This window comes from Paenibacillus sp. LHD-117, assembly GCF_030929555.1.
In the GTDB taxonomy this organism is placed as follows: Bacteria; Bacillota; Bacilli; order Paenibacillales; family Paenibacillaceae; genus Pristimantibacillus.
In genome coordinates this window covers 121,658-139,446 of sequence record NZ_JAVFVT010000013.1, presented here as the reverse complement: position 1 = coordinate 139,446, position 17,789 = coordinate 121,658, and the positions used below count along the sequence as shown (strand labels likewise).

The 17,789-nt window shown below is 53.4% G+C and carries 14 protein-coding genes; 5 read left to right on the top strand and 9 right to left on the bottom strand.

The genetic code is table 11. The features are described 5' to 3' along the window. Positions 1-26: 26 nt before the first annotated feature. The 3 genes from RB620_RS12365 to speE form a co-directional block, all read right to left on the bottom strand. A complete protein-coding gene (locus RB620_RS12365; RefSeq protein ID WP_308094718.1) occupies positions 27-1,826 on the bottom strand; it encodes a cache domain-containing sensor histidine kinase in 1,800 nt (599 codons plus the stop codon). Next, positions 1,823-3,406 (bottom strand): response regulator, encoded by a 1,584-nt coding sequence (locus tag RB620_RS12360; protein WP_308094716.1) that lies wholly within the window; start codon positions 3,404-3,406, stop codon positions 1,823-1,825. The genes RB620_RS12365 and RB620_RS12360 overlap by 4 nt, the downstream gene beginning before the upstream one ends. Before the next feature lie 161 nt (positions 3,407-3,567). After that, positions 3,568-4,395 (bottom strand): polyamine aminopropyltransferase, encoded by an 828-nt coding sequence (gene speE / locus RB620_RS12355; RefSeq protein WP_308094715.1) that lies wholly within the window; start codon positions 4,393-4,395, stop codon positions 3,568-3,570. A 246-nt stretch (positions 4,396-4,641) separates the two neighbouring features. Between speE and RB620_RS12350 the strand changes: the two genes are divergently transcribed. After that, complete coding sequence (locus RB620_RS12350; RefSeq protein WP_308094713.1) at positions 4,642-6,768, top strand: transglycosylase domain-containing protein; 2,127 nt, start codon at positions 4,642-4,644, stop codon at positions 6,766-6,768. A 154-nt stretch (positions 6,769-6,922) separates the two neighbouring features. Here RB620_RS12350 and RB620_RS12345 read toward each other — a convergent pair whose 3' ends face one another. From RB620_RS12345 to RB620_RS12320, 6 genes are all read right to left on the bottom strand, one after another. After that, positions 6,923-8,026 carry a GerAB/ArcD/ProY family transporter gene (locus RB620_RS12345; protein WP_308094711.1) on the bottom strand — a complete coding sequence of 368 codons (1,104 nt, stop codon included), beginning with the start codon at positions 8,024-8,026 and terminating at the stop codon, positions 6,923-6,925. A 15-nt stretch (positions 8,027-8,041) separates the two neighbouring features. Continuing rightward, positions 8,042-8,275 (bottom strand): hypothetical protein, encoded by a 234-nt coding sequence (locus tag RB620_RS12340; RefSeq protein WP_308094709.1) that lies wholly within the window; start codon positions 8,273-8,275, stop codon positions 8,042-8,044. Positions 8,276-8,387: 112 nt separating this feature from the next. Beyond that, positions 8,388-9,491, bottom strand: coding sequence for a GerAB/ArcD/ProY family transporter (locus RB620_RS12335; RefSeq protein ID WP_308094708.1), 1,104 nt, complete (start codon positions 9,489-9,491; stop codon positions 8,388-8,390). A 21-nt stretch (positions 9,492-9,512) separates the two neighbouring features. Then, the gene (locus RB620_RS12330; RefSeq protein ID WP_308094706.1) at positions 9,513-10,712 is read right to left on the bottom strand and encodes a Ger(x)C family spore germination protein; all 1,200 of its coding nucleotides are present in this window, start codon (positions 10,710-10,712) and stop codon (positions 9,513-9,515) included. A 14-nt stretch (positions 10,713-10,726) separates the two neighbouring features. Beyond that, positions 10,727-12,244, bottom strand: coding sequence for a spore germination protein (locus tag RB620_RS12325; protein WP_308094705.1), 1,518 nt, complete (start codon positions 12,242-12,244; stop codon positions 10,727-10,729). Between the two features lie 89 nt (positions 12,245-12,333). Beyond that, positions 12,334-13,422 carry a GerAB/ArcD/ProY family transporter gene (locus RB620_RS12320; protein WP_308094703.1) on the bottom strand — a complete coding sequence of 363 codons (1,089 nt, stop codon included), beginning with the start codon at positions 13,420-13,422 and terminating at the stop codon, positions 12,334-12,336. 183 nt (positions 13,423-13,605) lie between these two features. On the opposite strand from RB620_RS12320, the gene RB620_RS12315 reads away from it, so the two are divergent. The 4 genes from RB620_RS12315 (at position 13,606) to cyoC (ending at position 17,789) form a co-directional block, all read left to right on the top strand. Continuing rightward, entirely contained in the window at positions 13,606-13,887 is a 282-nt protein-coding gene (locus RB620_RS12315) for a hypothetical protein (protein WP_308094702.1), read from the top strand. A 289-nt stretch (positions 13,888-14,176) separates the two neighbouring features. Further along, complete coding sequence (gene cyoA, locus RB620_RS12310) at positions 14,177-15,079, top strand: ubiquinol oxidase subunit II (RefSeq protein WP_374121400.1); 903 nt, start codon at positions 14,177-14,179, stop codon at positions 15,077-15,079. Positions 15,080-15,108: 29 nt separating this feature from the next. Further along, positions 15,109-17,097 carry a cbb3-type cytochrome c oxidase subunit I gene (locus RB620_RS12305; protein ID WP_308094698.1) on the top strand — a complete coding sequence of 663 codons (1,989 nt, stop codon included), beginning with the start codon at positions 15,109-15,111 and terminating at the stop codon, positions 17,095-17,097. Further along, on the top strand, positions 17,097-17,789 hold the full coding sequence (cyoC, locus tag RB620_RS12300; protein WP_308094697.1) for a cytochrome o ubiquinol oxidase subunit III: 693 nt from the start codon (positions 17,097-17,099) through the stop codon (positions 17,787-17,789). Before RB620_RS12305 ends, cyoC begins: the two co-directional genes overlap by 1 nt.

The following is a 17,789-nucleotide window of genomic DNA, read 5'->3' as shown; positions in this document are numbered from 1 at the left end:
GATTTTTGGACGATTTTTATCTTTGATCAAAAGCGGGCTTTTTGAACATCCTCCTCCAGCAGAGGAATCCGGATCTTCACTTTGGTGCCCTCGCTGGGCTCGCTCGTCATCGTCACGCCGTATCCGTCTCCGTACAGCAGCTTGATCCGGTCGTGCACGTTCTTCACGCCGATGCCGGTGAACAGCTGGCGCTTGCCCTTTGGCCGCGCGAGCTGTCCCTCTTCCCTGCCCGACATGTCGAAGCCGTCGCCGTCGTCGACCACCTCGCAGACCAGCGCGTCCGGCTCCATCGCCGCCATGAAATAAATATTGCCCGATGCCTTGCGATTGAATCCGTGGAAAAACGCGTTTTCGATAAAAGGCTGGATGATCAGCTTCGGCACATGGTACCCCATGCAGTTCGGCGCGACGAAATAGTTCATCTTGATCCGCTCGCCGTAGCGCACATGATTAATGAAAACATAGTTTTTCATATTGACGAGCTCCTGGCTGAGCGGAATCGTCTCGCTGACGTTGCCGATCGCGTTCTGCAGCAGGGAAATCAACGCGTTGATCGTAGCCGCCGCCTTCTCCTTGCTGCCCTGCTGTACCATGAACTTCACCGAAGCCAGCGTGTTGTAGAGGAAATGGGGGTTGATCTGCTGCTGCAGCGCCTCCAGCTCCGCGTTGCGCTGCTGCTTCTGCGTATGGACCAGCTCTTTCACGTATTCCTGCAGCTCGTCCATCATGGCGTTAAACGCCTGGCCGATCTGCCGCGTCTCGTAGCTGCCGTCCACGGCCACGTGATGGTCGAATTCGTATTTGGAAATCGTGGAGATTTGTTTCACGAGCCGGGTGAGCGACTTCGTCATGCGCCGGGAGATAAGGAAGACGACGATGAGCGCGACCCCGACGATGACGATGACGCTGAGCACGATCGCGCGGGTATCCGTCAGCTGGCCGATCGCCGCTTCCTTGTCCACCAGATTGACCACGTACAGCCCGAACGGGGCCAGAAACTTCGACAACACGATCTGGTCTTTGTCCATGATGTCCGCGTTCACCGAAGGCAGCGATTGTTGCTCGATCCGTTCGGCATATTGCAGCAACTCCAAGGAGGGCTGTCCGAGCCATTCCGTCCGGTTGGCGGAGACGATCGTGCCCGCCCGGTCGATGACGGCAACGTCGTTGCCGAGGCTGGTAAAGCTTTCGTAGAATCGCTTGAACTCTTTCTCCCGGATGGAGAAGTAGATCGCGCCGTAAATGCGTCCCGTCGCGCGGTCGGCCAGCGCCTTGGACGCGATGATGGTGGGTTCCGCCTTCGCCACGCCCGAACGTTCCGTGTCGTCGTATTGGTAATGGATTTTTTTCGGTTCCTTAAGCGTTCGTTCTGTAATCGGATGCCCGCGCAGCTCCTCCGGGGAAATCGGCCAGATGGTCGGATCCGTGGAAAAACTCCGCCCGTTCACTCCCGTTACGACAATGCTGACCTCGTAAGCGTCGACCATGGATTGGATTCTCTTGAGCTGCTGACTCATATTGTAATAGGCCTTGCTCCTCGCGACGGAATCCCCGTCTCCTTCCGTCAGGAAGCCGCGGATCGAACCGCTTTGCTGAATACTGTTCGCCGCCATGACGACCGCGTAGCTGAACGCGTCCATATTGCTCGTAATCTGCGCGATGATCTTGGAATTGGTAATGCTGAACGTCTGCATGAACACCCGCTCCGACGTATTGATCGTCGTCCAAGTGGACGTAACGGATACGGCGATGATGCTGACGACCATGATAATGAACATTTTGATAAAAAGTCCGTTGTATTTGAACCGATCGAACGCGTTTCTCATGGTTGGCCCTTCTCTTCGTTCGCGAATTGCCTCCGGTAACGGCTGGGCGACAATCCGGTCAATTTCTTGAATACTTTGCAGAAATAACTGTGGTCCGCGTAGCCGACCATGCCGCCAATCTCCGAAATCGTGGCGTCTTCCTTGCACAGAAGCTCCTCCGCCTTCTCGATCCTTACCTTATGGAGGTAGTCGACGAACCCTTCGTTGTTGTGGGCGGAGAAATAGCTGGATAGATAAGACGGGTTGAAGTGGAAGTGCTTCGCCATCTCCGTCAGATTAAGCGGCTCCGCGTAATGTTCGTGGATATAATCCAGCAGCTTCTTCATGTTCGCGTTGCCGGGAACCGCCGCCTTGTCCGCAATGCACGCCTCCGCTTCGCCGATGAAACCTTCCAGGCAGGCCAAAGCCTCGGCCGCGAACCTTGCATCTTCGATTTCTTTGAAATAACGGTATTTGTTTTTCTCCAGCTCCTTGATATCGTACGCCATGTTGCCCAGCAGCACCGTGATATTGAACACAAGATTGCCGAGGAAGGATTTGAACTCGAATACGTCCATCGTATAGGCAGACGCCATTGCCTGCGCATGCTCGCGAAGGTATCCGAACGCTTGCCGGAATTGTCCGCGCTTAAATTCCTCCGTGAACCGGTTCAGGTGGAAGGCTTCGACGGGCGGTCCTGCGGCCGGAAGCTCGCTTTGGAGCAGCACATCCCGGTCCGGGAGATAAAATGAGTAACCCAGCAGCTTGAGCAACGAATCGTTGTACGCCGAATGCAGCTCCCCGATGTCGCCGAACGGAGCCGTGATCGCGATGGGGGTCCTTGGCCCGAACTCCGCAAGTTTGCCGGCCGCGCCCCTCGCCCACTCCGGCAGCATGTCCATCGTCCGCCGGTCCGCATTGATCAGGAATGCGCGATTCGGCCCTTCAAGCGGAAGCTCCCGGCGGACGGCGCCCGCTAGAACGGTATCGAAGCTATGCGCCAGTCGCTCGCTCCGCTTCTCCCTGACCGGCAGCGGCCCATCCGCGAGCCCTCGCGCGTCGAACCCCGCCAGGCAGAAATAGGCGTGCGGGAACGCGGCCTTCACTTCTTCCGGCTTCACGTCCGCATCGTAACCCGACAACAGCCGCTCCAATCTTCTATCCAAGGAAGGAGAGTAGCCGCTTCCTTCCGTCTTTTTCGCCGCAAGCGACGGAATCCGCTCCGCCGTCATTTTGAGTACCGTTAGCAAGTGCTGAATATCAAGCTTAGGCTTTAGGATATAGTCTGCCACTCCGCTCTGAAAGGTCGACCGCACGTAATCGAATTCGCCGAAGCTGCTCAGAATAATGACTTCGATCTCCGGGTATTGCTGCTTGATCTGCTTGGTCAGCTCCTCGCCGTCCATCACGGGCATGACGATATCGGTAATGACGATATGGGGCCGCAGCTCGGCGATCAGCTCCAGCGCCTCCTTGCCGTTGGCCGCCTCCCCCACGATATGAAAGCCTTCCCGCTCCCAATCCATGAAGTGTTTGATGCCCTGTCTGATCAGAATCTCGTCGTCCACGATCAGCACCTTGCAATAATCCGTTGTTGCCATGCCGGCTCCCTCCGCTTTATCCGCTTTATAGGTTAGGTTTAGTATATCCTTCTTCGTTAGGCAAAGGTAACTTGCCGCATTGCCGGCTTCGCAAAAAAGAGCCTTCCTCGGCTTAGGCCGAGATCAGGCTCTTCTTTGTCGCTTATTTGCTTATCAGCTTATTACTTCACGAGATCTTCCACGAACTTCGGCAGCACGAAAGCCGCTTTGTGCAGGCGAGGCGTGTAATATTTGGTCTCAAGCTCCGGGATGGACGTCTCGTCGACCTCAAGCGGATCGTGTTTCTTGCTGCCCATCGTGAACGTCCACAGACCGCTTGGGTAGGTCGGGATGTTCGCGCCGTAGACGCGCACGATCGGGAATACTTCCTTCACGTCGCGGTTTACGCTTTGGATCAGGTCCGCCTTGAACCAAGGGTTGTCCGTCTGCGCCACGAAGATGCCGTCTTCCTTGAGCGCTTCGAAGATGCCTTGGTAGAAGCCGCGCGTGAACAGGTTCGCCGCTGGTCCTACCGGCTCCGTGGAGTCGACCATAATGACGTCGTACGCGTTTTTGTGATCGTGGATATGCATGAAGCCGTCGCCAACAAGCACTTCGACGCGAGGGTTGTCCAGCTCGCCCGCAATCGTCGGCAAATATTTTTTGGAATATTCGATGACCTTGCCGTCGATGTCGACAAGGACTGCTTTTTTCACCTTAGGGTGTTTCATGACTTCGCGGATGACGCCGCCGTCGCCGCCGCCCACGACAAGCACATGCTCCGGATTCGGATGCGTGGACAATACCGGATGCGCGACCATCTCATGGTACACGAACTCATCCTTTACAGTAGTCATGACCATGCCGTCCAAGACGAGCATCGTACCGAACTCTTCCGTTTCGATCATATCCAGCTGTTGAAAATCGGTTTGTTCATTAACATACGTTTTCGTTATCTTCGCCGTAATGCCGAAGCTGTCGGTCTGTTTCTCGGTATACCACATTTCCATGGCGTTAATCCCTTCTTTCCAGTGGTTGTTCAAAAAACCACTTTTGAGCTTTTGACCACGTATCTCAAATGGTTCAACCTGTATTATAGTATTTCAAGCGGAAAAAGCAACCTTTTGCCAACCCGTTTGCAAAAAAATTACGGATGAATAGCCGATACCGCATTTTTCCATACTAATCATAACAAAAGAGTTCGTGATCAAAAGCAGACTTTTTGAACTACCTCTATACGGAAGGGAGTCGGCAGCATGGCCAAGTCATCGAATCAGCCCACCAAGCGGCAGGGCAAGCTCCGCCGCCGCATCGCGTTCCCCATCCTTTCGGAACGGTTCCTCGCTCCGTGGCTTCGCCTTCGGAAGTGGTCCATGCGGGCCGGGCTCGCGGCGATCGTCTTCGCGGTATTGCTCGCCGGGTTCTACTTCTATGTAAGGGCGCAGACGCTGCCCGACTCTACCGTCAGCCAAACCTCGCAGATGCTTGATATACAAGGCAACGTTATCGATACGTTCCATGCTGGCGAGAACCGACGCTCGGTCGCGCTGGACGATATCGCGCACGAGCTGGTCGACGCGACGCTCGCCATCGAAGACCGTCGCTTCTACGACCATTCCGGCTTCGATCTGAAGGGGATGGCCCGCGCCGTCGTCGTCAACGTACAGAGCCTGTCCACCAGGCAAGGAGCGAGCACGCTCACGCAGCAGCTCGCCCGCAACCTCTACCTGACGCATGAGCGGACCTGGCACCGCAAGCTGAAGGAAGCGATGTACACGGCGCAGCTCGAGATGAATTACTCCAAGGACGAAATTCTCGCCATGTACCTGAACCAAATTTATTACGGGCATGGCTCTTACGGCATCGAGGCGGCGGCGATGATGTACTTCGACAAACACGCCTCCGAATTGTCGCTTGCGGAGAGCGCGATGCTCGCGGGCATTCCGAAAGGCCCGAAATATTATTCGCCATACATGAACATGAAAAACGCGAAGGACCGGCAATTCGTCATCCTGGAGGCGATGAAGGAAGGCGGCTCCATTACCGAGGAACAGGCGAAGGCGGCCTATGCCGAAGTACTTGACTTCCAGCCGCTCGGCTCGGCGGAGCAGGAAGGTTTCGCCCCTTACTTCCGCGACTACATCCGGAGCGTGGCCGTGGACAAGCTCGGCATCGACGAAAAGCTGCTTAACGAAGGCGGCATCACGATCTACACGACCCTCGACCAAGAGGTGCAGGCGGCGGCCGAAGAAGCGATCAAGAACGGCATACCGGAGAGCTCGGAGCAGCAAGCGGCGCTTGTCGCCATCGACCCAAGGAGCGGATATATCAAAGCCATGGTCGGCGGGCGCGACTACAAAAAAAATCAATACAACCGCGCGTTCGCGAGCACGCGGCAGCCGGGTTCTTCGTTTAAGCCGTTCCTCTACCTGACGGCGATTCGCAGCGGCTTCATGTCGCCCATCACCCGCTTCCGCAGCGAGCCGACGGTGTTCAGCTACGACGAGGGCCGCAAGACGTACGAGCCGAGCAACTACGGAGACAAATATACCGGCGACTACATCGACATGCGGCAGGCGATCGGCGGCTCCGACAATATCTACGCGGTCAACACGATCATGACCGTCGGCGCGGACAAGGTCATCGAGACGGCCCGCTCCCTGGGCGTAGGCAGTCCGATGAGCCCGGTGCCATCCCTTGCGCTCGGCACGTTCCCGGTCAGCCCGTTCGAGATGGCGTCGGCGTACGGAACGTTCGCGAACGCCGGCACGCGCGTGGAGCCGGTCGCCATCCTGCGCATCGAAGACCGCAAGGGCAACGTGCTCTACGAGGCAAGACAGCAGTCGAAGCAAGTCGTTACGCCTGCCGAAGCCTATGTGATGACTAGCTTGCTGGAGAGCGTGTTCGACGAAGGCGGCACGGCGCACCGGGTATCCGCGACAATCAAACGACCGGTCGCGGGCAAGACGGGCACGACGTCGACGGACGCGTGGCTCGTCGGCTACACGCCGGAGCTGGCGGCGGCGGTCTGGGTCGGCTACGACAAGGACCGAATGCTGACCGTTGCCGAAGCGCATCGCGCCGCGCCGATCTTCGCGAATTTCATCGAAGGCGCGCTGGCGGCGGTGCCGCCGAAGATCTTCCCTGTGCCGGAGGGCGTCGTGAACGTCTACATCGAGCCGGAGAGCGGCAAGCTCGCGGCGGCCGGCTGCCCGGGGAACCGGCGCATGGAGACGTTCCTCGCCGGCACGGAGCCGACCGAGGTATGCGGCTCGGCGGCGACGAAGGGAGCCGAGAGCGGCAACGGCGGGGCCGGCAATGGCGGCAAAGCCGAGAAACATCGCTCGTGGTGGCAGGATTTGAAGCGCTGGTGGACGGACTAAACAGATTCACTATACGCAAAAGGGGCAGTTCCTATTTGTGACTTTTGGGCCCTTGCGCGAGCGAAAATTGAAGGACCTCACCTTCCACATTACAGTGGAATTTGAGGTCCTTTCGCGCGTTAATTGTGCCGTTCCCGTCTACAAGCATACGATTCTATTTGTCGGCTTGACGTTTCTTGCGAACGACCGCTACACCTAACAGCAGAATAGGCAATAATAGGCCATAAGTTGTCGCATACACCCCCCATACGGGAATGAAGTTCATTAAGTAGGTCGAATGGGGAACCGCCATGATAGAGAGTACGATCACGATCATGGCGAGTGGAAGCGTTATAAATTTATAATCTTTCATATTCAACGATTGCGCCAGACCTAATGCGGTTATGTAGAACAAGAGGGTAAGCCTGAAATAGCTCGTAATAAACCAAATGATCGCCATAATGGCTTCGATTCGTTCCAAAAAATCGCCGATGCTAATATTTTTGGTTATGACGTAACTTGGAAACGTATTTCTGGCCGTTTGATCCGCTCCGAGAACCAGTATCGATAACGCCGTTATAACAAACAATATGCTTCCGCTGAGCAACACGCCGACAAACACCGCTTTTCCGGCTTTCTCGGTTCTGTTTACATATGGGTAAACCATTAACAATATGACAGGCTCCAAAAAAGGAAAGCTGAAAAAGGGGATCGCGGCCGTCACGATCGGCTTCATTCCTCCTTCCATTATCGGTTGCATGTTCTCAACCTTTATTTGCGGAGAAATGAATATAACCAGAAGCGCAAACAGCAGCATGATCCATGGGAAAAAGATCTCCGCCGCGCGGGACAAAGGTTCCAGACCAAGTCGGGCGCCCATTACGACAACCGCCATGAATAAGATGTGAACAGCATGAATCGGGGTTTCCGGAACGACCTGCGTTGTCATAAAATCGCCGATATTCCGAAGCGTCAGCGCCGCGATCAGAAAGGGAAAGCCGATGAAAAACAAAAGAGAGACGGCTTTCCCTAGCCATCTTCCAAGTATCTCCTCGGTATATTCGGCAAAGGTCATATCGGGAAAGCGCCTGCTGAGCGCATTATACAAAGGGAGAATCGTTACCGCCGCTCCTACGGTCAGTATTGCCGCGATCCAGGCGTCTTGCTTAGCCGCGACGGCAAGAAAGGACGGAATAATCAGGATGGCGACACCGACGATGTAAAGAGTGACCAGTATCGTCATTTGACGAGCCGATATTTTTTGGTGTTTTTGAGCCATTCTTGCCCCCCCTCCTTATTTCAACAGGCTTGTTAAGCTATCGCTGAGCGGCTTATACATAAAGGAGATCCAGTCCAGCGGGTTTGGAATTTTGACATTCAAGCTTTGTGCAATGCTTAACCCGGCTCCAAAAAAGAGTAGAACGAAAAAAAACCACAGCTCCTTTTTCCATTTTTTCTTCTTTAGACCAGGAACTTCGAGCATCGCGATCGCAATCGAAACGGTTAGAATTCCGGCAATCGCCAACATCTTATTCGCTCCTTTACCGCTTTGACGTTAACGGGCATGTTTGGGGTGGCGTCTCTTGTCCCATTATTTCCTTCCCGTAAGTTTATAAACTTACGATTGAGAATGCGGGTCATCATCCGTTATGAGAGCCTTTCTTGCGAACGACTGCTACACTTAGCAGCAGAATAGGCAATAATAGGCCATAAGTTGGAGCGTACACTCCCCCTACGGGAATGAAATTCATCAAGTAGATCGAATGAGGTGCCGCCGTTATCGAGAAAACGAGTACTATCATGGCGAGTGGAAGCGTTATGACTTTATAGTCTCTCAAGTTTAAGCATTGGGTCAGACCTAGTGCGGTGATGTAGAATAGAAGGGCAAGTCTGAAATAGCTCGTAATAAACCAAATGATCGCCATGATGGCTTCAATGCGTTCCAAAAAGTCGCCGATGCTAATATTTTTGGTTATGACATAACTTGGAAACGTGTTTCTGGCCGTTTGATCCGCTCCGAGAACCAGAATCGATAAAGCCGTTATGACGCACAATATGATTCCGCCGATCAACACGCCGATAAACATCGCTTTTCCGGCTTTTTCTGTTTGGTTTACATACGGGTAAATCATTAACAACATGGCAAGATCCAAAAAGGGGAAACTGAAAAAGGGAATCGAGGCCATCACTATCGGCTTAATTCCTCCTTCCATTATAGGCAGCAGGTTATCCAACTTTATTTGCGGGGAAATGAACACAACCAGAAGCGCAAACAGCAGCATGATCCATGGGAAAAAGATTTCCGCAGCGCGGACCAAAGGTTCCAGACCAAGTCTAGCGCCCATTACGACAACCGCCATGAATAAAATGTGAACCGCTTGAATCGGGGTTTCCGGAATGACCTGCGTTGTCATAAAATCGCCGATGCCCCGAAGCGTAAGCGCCGCAATCAGAAACGGAAAGCCGATGAAAAACAAAAAAGAGACGGCTTTCCCTATCCATCTTCCCAGTATCTCCTCGGTATATTCAGCAAAGGTCTTATCGGGAAAGCGCCTGCCCAGCGCATTATATAATGGGATAATCGCAAGCGCCGCTCCTACGGTCAGAATCGCCGCGATCCAAGCGTCTTGCTTGGCCGCGACGGTGAGATAGGATGGAATAATCAGGATAGCGATACCAATAATGTATAACGCTACAATTATCGCAAATTGACGATTCGTTATTTTCTGGTGTTTTTGAACCATATCCGGCGCTCCTCCCTATCCTTACTCTTTCATTTCTTGTATAAATGAATTGTTTACGGTGCCGAGACGGCGAATGTTGACGTCTACCTTGACGTTAACGGGCAGCTTGGCAAAATAGGCGTCCCATTCCTTTCCGATTTGTTTCCACAGCTTCGGCTCCGAGCGGTGAATGGCTTGTCCGAATCCGAATATATCCGCTTTGTATTTCTTCTGTATTTTTTTGACCGAAGCTTCGATGAAGCTCTGCAGCCTTTGATTCGCCAATTGTTCGATCTCCTCAATCGTCGGCGTTTTGGTCAGATCGATACGGCAAGCGACTTCGGCCACGTTCGCTTCTATCCGAAGCTTCACGTCGATGGAGGGTTTGCCGTTCTCGAGCTTGCCTTTGATCGTTTGTTTCGACCGGATGACCTCGAGTGCGATGGAGCCTCCGTTCGGACATTTCAAGATGCCGACCGTGCTTTTTACGTGACCGGTCAAATAGTTATACGTTTTGCTTTCGAGCTCGCTTAACCAGCCAACCAATTTGTCGCCCTTAAACGCTGCCAGGCCCGTATATTGCAATCGGCCGGACGAATCGATTTCTTCTACGTTTTTTTTGTTTCCCGCCGCCTCTTTGTCACCCTTTAGTTCGATGCCGGTAAGGATTGCTTGCTTGCCTTCGCTGGTCAGGTCGGACATAAGCTCGTTTAAGTTGGTATTACGCGTAGGCGCCCACGCTTTCTCCGAGGATTCCAAGGAATTAAATAGACTGACGGCCGGTATTTTTTCCATCGGCGTCATGACGTTCAGAATGTTTTTCGCTTTCGTATGTTTGGCTACGATGATGAAGAAGTCGGTTCTTAGCTCGTGGTCTCTGGACAAGAAGTCGAGCACATCCGCGATGCCTTCTCTTGCAAGCGATTCGCCGATAACCAGAATACGAACGTGGGATAAGTATATTTTCCGCGGGCTTTGCTTCGTCATCTTGCGCATCGCTTCGAAGATGGAAGCGCCCCTCGCATCATACAAGACAACAGGGGAACGTCCGCCTCCTCCTTGCTTGGAGGCCACTTCATCCGGATCGACGACTTGAGCGGACACCTCGAATTGATCGCCGGCTTTATCGATTCCTACTCCAACGGCGATTCCTAGCGTATTCAATTCCCGGCGGTTCCAGCAGCCGGTGACGAGCGCCAGCATAACAACGAGAAGAAGCGGCAATAACCATTTTCGGGACATGACGTGGACCTCTCTTATTCTCTAGGCTGCGGTTTCGAGGGTTGCGGGGTTTGCTCGCGAATGACATTTTTTTGATTGATCAGCCGCGGGCGGGAAAATAGGGCCCAATGCGGCATCCGAATCAGCGTATCCTTAAGATCGGAAGTAATCATAGGCGCGAACGGGCTCATATAGGGCACTCCGAAAGAACGCAAGCTGCACAAATGAAGGACAAGCGCAATGATTCCGACAATAATGCCGAAAATACCGAACGAAGCGGCGAGTCCCATCAGAGGAAAACGGAGCATGCGAATCGATATGGACATGTTAATGGACGGAAATACAAAGTTGGATATCGCCGTAATCGAGACGACGATAACCATGGCGGCCGATACGATGCCGGCTTCAACCGCCGCTTGCCCGATAACGAGCGTTCCTACGATCGATACCGTTTGCCCGATCGTCCGGGGCATTCGGATACCGGCTTCCCGCAAAATTTCAAACGTAATTTCCATCATGACCGCCTCGATGAACGCGGGGAAAGGAACGCCTTCGCGTTGAGCGGCCAAGCTGATCAAGAGCTGGGTAGGCAGCATTTCCTGATGAAAGGTGGTGATCGCGATATAGAGCGATGGACCGAGCAGCGCGATCATAATGCCGATGAAACGCAGAATACGGATCAGACTGCTAATATCCGCGCGCTGATAATAATCTTCCGCCGACTGGAGGAAGGAAATGAACAGCGCCGGAACGACAAGCACGAACGGCGTTCCGTTTACGAGAATGGCAACTTTCCCTGCGAGCAGTTCGGCGGCTATCACATCCGGGCGTTCCGAGTTATAGATGGTCGGGAAAGGCGAATACGCTTCATCCTGAATCAATTCCTCGATATAGCCGCTTTCCAGAATGGCGTCGATATCGATCCGATCCAGACGCGCGCGCACTTCCTCGACGATTTTGTCATTCGCGATTCCGTTGATGTACATCATGGCGACGTTTGTTTTGGTCACTCTGCCGATTTTTTTGTTTTCGAGCCAAAGATTCGAATCGTTGATTTTTCTGCGGATCAAGGCCACATTGGTGTGCAGGCTTTCGGTAAAGCTTTCCCGCGGCCCCCGAACAACGGTTTCGTTGACCGGCTCCGACACGCTCCGTCTTTCCCCGCCGCACATTTCGATACTGAACCCCTGCGGATACCCATCCAATAAGAGGATAAGGCTTCCGGTCAATAGGGATAGAAGAAGAGGGCCGAAATCCGTCACGGCCCCAATATCGCCTGCCGAATGCAGCGAATCTTTCAGGAGAGTCAGATCAATTTCCGAAGTCTCCGTCTCCACTTTTTGAATGTTAAGGCTAAGCGCCCCGTTAATGAAATCATTGGCGGATTGCGTATCCGTGAGCCCGGTTGTATAGCAGATTCCTGCTCTAATCCGTCCTTCCGAGCCGATCCGAATCTCTCTGATGACGATGTCGTCGCTATTTCCTAACGCTGTTTTTATATATCCAATATTTTCTTCCAGGCTTGCATAGAGCGGCTGCGGTTTAACACTCATTGACTGTCCCTCATCTGTGTTGTGAATTGGCTATTTGTTCCATTATTTCCTGAGCACAGGTTTATAAACTTCTATGTCGAATTGCACGGTCAGATCTTTTTTCTCCATAAATCGATGGCCAGCAGTAAAAAAGGAAGGAATAGCCCGTACGTTAATGAATAGGGCGTCCATATTTTGGCGAGAAACGAGTGGAAGTAGGATGTATTCGGGCTGACGATCAAAGAGAGCGAAACGGTTAACATCCCTAGCGGCAGCGTTAAAAAACGGTAGGATTTCAGGCGGAACGTCTGTGCTATTCCTAGAGCCGAGGCGTAGAAGCAGATCGTCAGCGTGAAAAATATGGTCAAAAACCAAATGATCGCGAGTATCGCTTCGACCCGCTGGAAGAAGCCGGCGATATTGATTTGTTGCGCGAGCATATAGCTGGGAAATAACTGCGATTTCGAATAATCACTGCCCATGACAAGGATCGACATAAACGATACTGCTATCAGGACGACCCCGCCTGCCAGCGTTCCGATGACAAAAGCTTTTGCCGTCTCGTCCTTGCGATTAATCGAAGGCAATATCATCAGAAAAACGACAAGCTGCAGAAACGGAAGACTCAGAAAGGGGAAAGCGGCCTGCAATACGGGCTTTATTCCATTTTCCATTACCGGCAGCATGTTTTCGAATTTAATCTGGGGGGAAAGGGAGACGACAAGAATAAGAAACAGCATCATGACCCAGGGGAGGAAAAGCTCGGAAGCGCGCGCAAACGGCTCAAGTCCCAATCGGACGGCCAGGATGACTATCGTAAGAAAAATAATATGAATGGCTTGAATCGGCGTATTGAGCATCATGTGGATCGTTACAAAATCGCCGATTTCACGAAGCAGTAGTACGGATAGAAGAAAAAAATAGCTGAAGAAAGAAAGAGATATAGCCTTGCCCAGCCATTTCCCGACAATTTGTTCGCTGTACTGCGCCAGAGTAAGCTTGGGATATCGTTTTCCGATAGCGGCATATAGATAGACGAGAAGCAAGGAAACGGCCACGCCGAGAATCGCGGCGATCCATGCGTCTTGATTGGCCCCTTTGGCAAGACCGCCGGGAGCGGAAAGGATGGAGCCGCCAATCGTAAAGATCGTAACCAGTATTGTAAATTGCCTAGTTCCGATTTTGCCGATTCCCGTCATCTCCAAATACCCCCGGCTTTAAGATTCCCCTATCATCTTGGACGAAAATCGCGTGCTGTAAATAACCCTCAAATTAGTGTCCAATTTATGTGCAAATCGTGAATTTTCTTTGAACAAACGACATAATATGTGGTATAGTGTGTCTTAGAAAGCACTTACATGTACTCGTAAGGAGTGTTCCCTATGACGACCAAAACCGCAACAATCAGCCAATTAGGCGCAACGAAGTCCGACGTGAAACGTCTTGTGAACGTAATGACCATCATCGCTTGGGGCGTTCTCAGCATCGGCGTTCTGCTTTGTCTCATAAATCTTAGCCACTTCAGCGATAAGAACATCGGCCTCATGGTAGGCATCGGTTTTCTGGTTGGCAGCGTTCATATTTATGTCATCGGCACGGCAATCGGACTCGTCCATGCGTGGAAAACTGAGATGGCCAAGTCGAACGATTCGACGTCCGAGTAAGAGCTTATAGCTATCCCAGACACATTAAACCAAAAAGACGGTTCAAGGAGGAGCTCCTCCCTGCACCGTCTTTTTTTGCGTTTACTCTGCCGCGCCATCTATGGTAAACCTTTAATGGCAAAATCATTCATTTGTCTAACTCGTGACCGACTCGTGACTAAACTTTGTCGGAACTTCGTCAAATTGTTTACATCGTCGATAACCCGCTGATATTCTTGCGCGAATTTGTTACATTATTCACAAGCTAATGAAATCGAGGAGTGGAACCGCAATGAGACGTTATTATCGAATGCTGGCAACAGTGCTCTTCCTGGCGATGGTTGCCGTGATCTCGGGCTGCAGCAGCGAGCAGTACATCGTGCTTGACCCCAAAGGACCGATCGGGCAGCATCAGAAGGATCTGATCATCATATCAACCGTTCTGTGCGCGATCATCATCGTGCCCGTCCTTATCCTGACCGCGATTATCGTATGGCGTTACCGCGACCGTCCAGGCCGCAAAGCGTCCTATAAGCCTGATTGGGAGCATAACACGAAGCTGGAAGTGACCTGGTGGAGCATTCCGATCGTCATCATTCTGGTCCTCGCGATCGTGACCGTTAATTATACGTACAAACTCGAACCTTCGAAGGCGCTCGAATCGGAGAAGGAACCGATCACCATCGAAGTGACGTCGCTCGACTGGAAGTGGCTGTTCACGTATCCCGGCGAGGATATCGCAACCGTCAACTACATCAAAATACCGGAAGACACGCCCGTCCGTTTCCAGCTTACTTCGGACAAAGCGATGAACTCCTTCTGGATCCCGCAGCTCGGCGGGCAGCTCTACACCATGTCCGGCATGGCGATGACCCTGTATCTGCAAGCCGATGAGCCCGGCTCCTACTACGGCTCGGGCGCCAACTTTAACGGCGAGGATTTCGCCCAGATGACATTCCGCGCGGAAGCCGTTTCCGACGAAGAGTACGACGCATGGGTGCAGGAAGTGAAAGGCTCTTCCCCGGCGTTGACGCTGGACGGCTACGAAACGCTTAAGCAGCCGGGACGCTCCGACGTGCAGCTGTTCTCCAGCTTCCCCGAAGGTTTGTTCCAATACATCGTCACGCAGTACGTCGAAGACGGCAGCGGCGGCGCCCACGCGCATCACGGCCAAAGCGGCAAGAGCGCGAATAACGGGGATAGCGGGCATTAGCGCCGGCGCATACGAAAGGAGAAAGCTTCATGTGGGATAAAATCAAAGATTTTTCATCCGAGTTTTTCGTGACGGGCGATCCGCTCATTCTCGGCGCCCAAGTGTCCATCGGGCTTACGCTCGTGGCCATCGTGTTCACGTTAACCTATTTCAAAAAATGGCGGTGGCTCTGGACCGAATGGCTCACCTCCGTCGACCATAAAAAGATCGGCATCATGTACATCATCGCCTCCATCCTGATGTTGTTCCGCGGCGGCGTCGACGCGCTTCTCATGCGCGTGCAGCTGGCGGCTCCGCAGGTCGAGTTCCTGCATCCCGATCACTACAACGCGATCTTCACGACGCACGGCGTCATCATGATTCTGTTCATGGCGATGCCGCTCATGTTCGGTCTGTTCAATATCGTCGTGCCGCTGCAGATCGGCGCGCGCGACGTCGCGTACCCGTTCCTGAACTCCCTGAGCTTCTGGATGTTCTTCTTCGGCGCGATGCTCTTCAACGTTTCGTTCATTATCGGCGGTTCGCCGGACGCGGGTTGGCTCGCTTACCCGCCGCTGTCCGAGCTCTCGGGCAGTCCGGGCGTCGGCCAAGACTTCTATATCTGGGGCATACAGATATCCGGCATTGGCTCGCTGGCGACGGGCATTAACTTCGTCGTCACGATCCTCAAGATGCGCGCCCCCGGCATGAAACTGATGCAAATGCCGATGTTCAGCTGGTCCGTTCTATCGTCTTGCGTCACGATCATGTTCGCGTTCCCGATTCTGACCGTTACGCTGTTCCTGCTGTTCCTTGACCGCTACCTAGGCGCGCATTTCTTCACGCTCGACGGCGGCGGCAATCCGATGATGTACCTCAACCTCATCTGGATGTGGGGACATCCGGAGGTCTATATCGTCATCCTGCCGGCGTTCGGCATCTTCTCCGAGATCGTCGCGACGTTCTCGAAGAAAAAGCTGTTCGGCTACAAGTCCATGGTATTCGCCCTGATGTCCATCAGCTTCTTCTCGTTCTTCACCTGGGCGCATCACTTCTTCACGATGGGCACTGGCGCGAACGTCAACGCCTTCTTCGCCGTCACGACCATGATTATCGCGATCCCGACCGGGGTCAAGGTGTTCAACTGGCTGTTCACGATGTACCGAGGCAAGCTGTCGTTCCCGACTCCCATGCTGTGGACGATCGCTTTTATCCCATGTTTCGTCGTGGGGGGCATGACCGGGGTGCTCTTGTCGGTCGCGCCGGCGGACTTCCAGTTCCATAACAGCTACTTCCTGATCGCCCACTTCCACCAAGTTTTGATCGGCGGCGTCGTGTTCGGTTATTTCGCGGGTCTCTACTACTGGTGGCCGAAAATGTTCGGTTTCCGCCTGCACGAAGGACTCGGCAAATGGGCGTTCTGGTTCTGGAACATCGGTTTCTATGTTTGTTTCATGCCGCAATACGCGCTTGGTCTTATGGGCATGACGCGCCGCTTCAACGAATACGACTTCGACATGGGCTGGCAGCCGCTGAACGTCGTATCCACCGTCGGGGCGTTCCTGATGGGCATCGCGTTTATTTTCCAAGTGTGGCAGATCGCTCATAGCATTAAGTTCCTGAAAAAAGAAAAATCCGGCGACGCTTGGGACGGCCGCACGCTCGAATGGTCGATTCCGTCGCCGGCGCCGATGTACAACTTCGCAAGGCTTCCGGTCGTCACCAGCCAAGACGATTTCTGGGAGAAAAAGCAGCGCGCCCTCAGAGGAGAGAAGGACGCGCCGGAGGTCATCGCGGCCGAACAGGCTCCACTGGAGCCGATCCATATGCCGAAAAACTCCGGTATCCCGTTCATCATGTCGCTCTCCTGGTTCGTGGCCGGCTTCGGCTTCGTCTGGGATTGGAAATGGATGATCGTCGTCGGCCTCGCCGGCGTCATCGGATGTATGCTGGCAAGATCGTTTAGCTACGATACGGACTATTACATTCCGGTCGATGAAGTGCAGCGGACGGAAGCTGCGGCAAGGGGGGCTCACTAATGGCACAACTGTTCAAATCGTTGCTCGGCGGCAAGGGTCAACCCCTCGCCGCGGCGCACGGCGCTGGGGGCGGCGGTCATGCCGCCCACGGCGCGCACGGTGCTCATGACGCGCATGGCGGGCATGACCATCACGACCAGGAAGGCATGAAAGTATTCGGCTTCTGGTTATTCCTTATCACGGACGTTATCCTGTTCGGCACACTCTTCGCGACCTTCGTCGTGCTTCGCCTCAATACGGCTGGCGGACCGACGGGCGGCGAGCTCATCGAGCTGCCGGGCATCATCGCTTCCACGTTCATCTTGCTAACAAGCAGCTTCACCAGCGGCGTCGCGCTGCTGGAGATGAACCGGGGCAACAAAAAAGGGCTGATCGCTTGGCTCATCATTACCGCTTTGCTCGGTGCATCGTTTATCTATCTAGAGGTTTCCGAGTTTATCCACTTGGTCCATGAAGGCGCCAATATCGGCACTTCCGCGTACTGGTCGGCGTTCTTCACCCTCGTCGGCACGCACGGTCTTCACGTATCGGTCGGCCTTGTCTGGATGACGGCGCTTATTATTCAGCTTAACCGGCGCGGCATCACGGACGTTACGAAACGCAAAGTGAACATCATCAGCTTGTACTGGCATTTCCTCGACGTCGTCTGGATCTTCGTCTTCACAATCGTGTACCTGATGGGGGTGATGTAA

What these genes read in the sequence shown, in the direction of transcription:
- RB620_RS12365 (WP_308094718.1), bottom strand. Translation starts at nt 1,826, where the DNA reads ATGAGAAACGCGTTCGATCGGTTCAAATACAACGGACTTTTTATCAAA.
- RB620_RS12360 (WP_308094716.1), bottom strand. Translation starts at nt 3,406, where the DNA reads ATGGCAACAACGGATTATTGCAAGGTGCTGATCGTGGACGACGAGATT.
- speE (WP_308094715.1), bottom strand. Translation starts at nt 4,395, where the DNA reads ATGGAAATGTGGTATACCGAGAAACAGACCGACAGCTTCGGCATTACG.
- RB620_RS12350 (WP_308094713.1), top strand. Translation starts at nt 4,642, where the DNA reads ATGGCCAAGTCATCGAATCAGCCCACCAAGCGGCAGGGCAAGCTCCGC.
- RB620_RS12345 (WP_308094711.1), bottom strand. Translation starts at nt 8,026, where the DNA reads ATGGCTCAAAAACACCAAAAAATATCGGCTCGTCAAATGACGATACTG.
- RB620_RS12340 (WP_308094709.1), bottom strand. Translation starts at nt 8,275, where the DNA reads ATGTTGGCGATTGCCGGAATTCTAACCGTTTCGATTGCGATCGCGATG.
- RB620_RS12335 (WP_308094708.1), bottom strand. Translation starts at nt 9,491, where the DNA reads ATGGTTCAAAAACACCAGAAAATAACGAATCGTCAATTTGCGATAATT.
- RB620_RS12330 (WP_308094706.1), bottom strand. Translation starts at nt 10,712, where the DNA reads ATGTCCCGAAAATGGTTATTGCCGCTTCTTCTCGTTGTTATGCTGGCG.
- RB620_RS12325 (WP_308094705.1), bottom strand. Translation starts at nt 12,244, where the DNA reads ATGAGTGTTAAACCGCAGCCGCTCTATGCAAGCCTGGAAGAAAATATT.
- RB620_RS12320 (WP_308094703.1), bottom strand. Translation starts at nt 13,422, where the DNA reads ATGACGGGAATCGGCAAAATCGGAACTAGGCAATTTACAATACTGGTT.
- RB620_RS12315 (WP_308094702.1), top strand. Translation starts at nt 13,606, where the DNA reads ATGACGACCAAAACCGCAACAATCAGCCAATTAGGCGCAACGAAGTCC.
- cyoA (WP_374121400.1), top strand. Translation starts at nt 14,177, where the DNA reads ATGCTGGCAACAGTGCTCTTCCTGGCGATGGTTGCCGTGATCTCGGGC.
- RB620_RS12305 (WP_308094698.1), top strand. Translation starts at nt 15,109, where the DNA reads ATGTGGGATAAAATCAAAGATTTTTCATCCGAGTTTTTCGTGACGGGC.
- cyoC (WP_308094697.1), top strand. Translation starts at nt 17,097, where the DNA reads ATGGCACAACTGTTCAAATCGTTGCTCGGCGGCAAGGGTCAACCCCTC.